Here is a 4069-nt window from a genome sequence, read left to right on the forward strand (position 1 = left end):
AAAGCTTGATGACCATAGTAAGTCGGTCCCACCCCTTCCCATCCCGAACAGGACCGTGAAACGACTCTACGCCGATGATAGTGCTGCAACCAGTGTGAAAGTAGGTTATCGTCAAGCTAGTTATTAGGAAAAGCCCGCTCAGTGATCTGAGCGGGCTTTTTTGTTTTCTTTACTCGACTTCTGGAACCAGAAATTCAGCGAACAGAATCTGCCGCTCACCGCGCCACAGCTGCTCGCCGCGTACTCCGGCAATGCGCAGCTGCGCGCCACCCTGGATGCCTTTGCCGCCAGCACTGAATTTAGCGAACTCTATGCGGGCAACCAGGCGTCGTTCGTCAACGCCCTCTATCTGAATGCCTTTAACCGGAACGTTGAAGCGGGTGGCCTGCTCTTATGGGCCGGCCTGTTAAACAGTGGGCAAATTACCCCTGCGCAGGCGGTCCTGCACATTGTGACATGGCGGCGTTCCGCCTGGAGATTGAGGGATTCGTCCTCGCCATGGCCGATTCCTCTTCACCCTATTTTGTGGAGTCGTACTATGCGGGTTATAACTACTTGCAAGATGTCACCAGTAATGCGCCGCTTTACGCTGCCAGCTACCGCTATGCTCCGGGCGGAGTGGGGCAGCCCGTGGCGTCTGGTAGTCTGATTTTTGGCTTCCCCGGCAAGGCCATCGCGTTTTCCCGAGACAACGGCGACTTCAAATATGATGCCCCGGTGATCGCAACAGCCAGCATAGGTGCCGAGCTGTTGCCGGCGATTGCGATGCTGTGCCAGAATGTTTCGACGGCTGATAGCGGCAGGATCACGTCGACTGATGTGCTGGTTTCACGCACCTCCACCCAGTTGCTGGATGCGGCTGCGTTGGCGAATCAGACCTTCAATTTTTATCGGGAAGATTGCGCCATGGGTGGCGGCAACCTGCAAGCGATGTGGTTTGATGCCCAGGGTAACGGCACATTCCCGTCTGGTTCAGGGAGCCAGACGCTGAATGCCGCCACTGTCACGCGGCTGCTGAACGGCCAGGTGCTGAAAGATCCATCGACCGGCAAGCTGCTGGCATTCTCGGCCTATCTCTATGTGCACCACGACAGCGTCAAGTACGTTATCGTGCAGCGGCAGGGTAATCGCACGACTGGCGTCACCGAAGGCAGCCTGGCGACCTGGACGCAAGAGTAAGCGCTACCTGAGCGGCGCCGACATCGGCAAGGTCAGCGTGAAGCGGGTGCCGCCGCCTACTTCGCTGCTGACGTCGATGCGGCCGCCGAGTATCTCGGTGACGATGTTGTGTACGATGTTCAGCCCCAATCCGGAGCCGCCCACGCCCATCTTGGTCGTGAAGAAGGGATCGAAAATGCGCGGCACATCTTCGCGCGCGATGCCGACACCGTGGTCTTCCACGCTCAGCGTCACCCAGCCTTGCGCCGACAGCTGCGCGCTTACCGCGATCAGGCCCTCGCTGCGCCCTTCGTAGCCGTGCAGGATGGCGTTGTTGATCAGGTTGGTCACCACCTGGCCCAGCGGGCCGGGATAACTCTCCATCATCAGATCCGCCGGTACATGCTGCTCGACCATGAACGGCGTGCGCTTGATGGTCGGCTGCAGCGTCAGCAGGTTGCCGGCGATGACTTCCGCCAGCAGGAAGCTGCGCCGTTGCGAACTGGTCTGGTCGACCGCCACCTGCTTGAAATTGGTGACGATGTCGGCCGCGCGATGCAGGTTGCGGCTGAGGATGTCGACCGACAGCCGCGCGTTCTCGATATAGTGCTCGAACTCCTTGCGCGTGATGCCGCCTTCGCTGGTCATGTGGCGGTGGATCTCGTCGGTCTGCATCTCGAAGGTGGTGGAGGCCATCAGGCTGTTGCCGATCGGCGTGTTCAGTTCGTGCGCGATGCCGGCCACCAGCGCGCCCAGGCCGGCCAGCTTCTCGTTGCGCACCAGCTCTTCACGCGCCTTGGCCAGCGTGGCGACCATGTCCTGCAGTTCGCGGTTGGCGCGGCGCAGCGCCAGGTGGGTGTTGATGCGCGCCAGCACTTCCTCGATCTGGAACGGCTTGGTGATGTAGTCGACGCCGCCGGCGTCGAAGCCGGTGACCTTCTGCTTGGGATCGGTGAGGCCGGTCATGAAGATGACGGGTATGTCCTTGGTCTTCTTGCCGGCCTTGAGGCGGCGGCAGGCTTCGAAGCCGTCGATGTCGGGCATGACGACGTCAAGCAGGATCAGGTCGGGATCGGCGAACTCGGCGCGTATCAGGCCTTCGGCCGCCGTTTGCGCCAGCACGATCAGGAAGCCGTGCCGCTCCAGCCGGTCCAGCAGCGCTGCCAGGTAGGATGGCGAATCGTCGACGATGAGTATCGTCGGCATCGGCACAACGGGGACCTCGCTCTGGTTCATCGCGCACCCTGAATCGTTCACGGTGCGGTCAGTATATCGCAGCGTTCAGAACAGGCCGAGGCCTTTCAGCATCACCACCAGGATCAGCAGCGGCGACACGTAGCGCAGCAGGAAAAACACCACGCCCGTCACTGTGGCGTTGTGCAGCGTGCCCTGGTTGGACAGCGCGCGCTGGAAGTTGTCGCGGCCCCACACCCAGCCGACAAACAACGCTAGCAAAATGCCACCCAGCGGCAGCAGCACGTTGGACGAGGCGAAGTCGAACAGGTCGAACATATTCTTGCCGAACAGTTTGAAGTCGGCCAGTGTGCTGTTGGTCAGTGCGCAGCTGGAACCCAGCACCACCAGGATGGCGATGGTCAGCACGGTGGCCTTGGTGCGGCTCATGCCGAAGCGTTCGTGCAGCGTCACCACCGGCACTTCCATCATCGACAGCATGGCGCCGGTGGCGGCCACCGAGGCCAGCACGAAGAAGGCGATCATCAGCAGGTGGCCGCCGGGAATTTGCGCGAACACGGCCGGAATCGTGATGAACACCAGCGACGGGCCGGCCGACGGCGCGAAGCCGAAGCTGAACACTGCGGGGAAGATGGCGATACCGGCCAGCATGGAGACAAACAGGTCGGCCAGCATCACCCGCACCGTGGTGGCGGGAATGTTCTGGTCGTCGCGGAAGTAGGAGCCGTAAGTCATCATGGTGCCCATGCCCAGCGACAGCTTGAAGAAGGCCAGGCCCATCGCGGTCAGGATGACGCCCGCAGTGATCTTGCTGAAGTCGGGCTTGAACAAAAAGGCCAGGCCTTCCGCCACCCTGGGCAGCGTCAGGCTGACTGCGCACAGCAGCAGCAGCAGCAGGAACAGCACCGGCATCAGCTTCTTGGTGATGCCTTCAATCCCTTTGGTCACGCCCATCAGCAGAATGCCGCCGATGAACACCAGCACCGCCCACTGCCACAGCAGCGATTGCAGCGGGTCGCTGATCAGCGCACCGAAGGCGCTCTCGGTGACATGAGGATCGCTGCTGAGGATGCTGCCGCCGATGGCCTTGAACACATAGGCAAACACCCAGGCGACCACTTCCGAATAGAAGGACAGGATCAGGAACGCCGCCAGCATGCCGGACGCGCCGATCAGCCACCACGGCAGGCTGTTCTTTGGCGCCAGGCGCTGCAGCGTGGTGATGGGATTGGCCTTGGCGGCGCGACCCATGGTGATCTCCGCAATCATGACAGGCAAGCCGATCAATAAAGTGGCGAGCAGATAAATCAGCAGGAAGCCGGCGCCGCCATTGGCGCCGGTGAGGGAAGGAAACTTCCAGATATTGCCCAGACCTACCGCAGAGCCTAGCGTTGCGGCCAATACGCCGAAGCTGGAACTGAAGCCACCGCGTTTCATCATCTTGTTGTTCATAGCATTTTGCCGAGGTTTTTTGAGGACGCGATTGTAGCAGTTGAAAAAAGAGGGTTGACGGAATGAATGCCGTACAGCATAATCTCATCTCTTCGCTGACGGACACAACGATTCGCAGCAAGCAGTAACACAGAATCTGATCTTTAAAAATTTACAGTCGATAAATGTGGGCGTTTGATGCAAGTGCACGCTGAACTTAGGTTCAGCGAAACTAAAAGCATTAAATGCTCAACAAGAAATACTGTCAGTATTTTGAGTGAGCGAA

3 protein-coding genes, 1 rRNA gene and 1 pseudogene are annotated in these 4069 nt (G+C 59.8%); 3 read left to right on the forward strand and 2 right to left on the reverse strand.

The window, feature by feature from the left end; translation table 11 throughout:
- The first annotated feature begins 4 nt into the window (after nt 1-4).
- The 3 genes and pseudogenes from rrf to GJ698_RS30150 all read left to right on the forward strand — a co-directional run bounded on the left by rrf (nt 5) and on the right by GJ698_RS30150 (nt 1179).
- Nucleotides 5-117, forward strand: a 5S ribosomal RNA gene (gene rrf / locus GJ698_RS30140).
- Nucleotides 118-160: 43 nt separating this feature from the next.
- A pseudogene (locus tag GJ698_RS31480) lies at nt 161-436 on the forward strand (DUF4214 domain-containing protein); the annotation flags it as partial.
- 20 nt (nt 437-456) lie between these two features.
- On the forward strand, nt 457-1179 hold the full coding sequence (locus tag GJ698_RS30150) for a hypothetical protein (RefSeq protein ID WP_229260224.1): 723 nt from the start codon (nt 457-459) through the stop codon (nt 1177-1179).
- A gap of 3 nt (nt 1180-1182) precedes the next feature.
- Here the strand turns inward: GJ698_RS30150 and GJ698_RS30155 are convergent, their stop codons facing one another.
- Complete coding sequence (locus tag GJ698_RS30155) at nt 1183-2394, reverse strand: sensor histidine kinase (protein ID WP_154361545.1); 1212 nt, start codon at nt 2392-2394, stop codon at nt 1183-1185.
- Between the two features lie 45 nt (nt 2395-2439).
- Nucleotides 2440-3804 carry a sodium-dependent transporter gene (locus GJ698_RS30160; protein ID WP_154361546.1) on the reverse strand — a complete coding sequence of 455 codons (1365 nt, stop codon included), beginning with the start codon at nt 3802-3804 and terminating at the stop codon, nt 2440-2442.
- Nucleotides 3805-4069: the final 265 nt, after the last annotated feature.

This window comes from Duganella aquatilis (genome assembly GCF_009674565.1).
Classification (GTDB): Bacteria; Pseudomonadota; Gammaproteobacteria; order Burkholderiales; family Burkholderiaceae_D; genus Rugamonas; species Rugamonas aquatilis.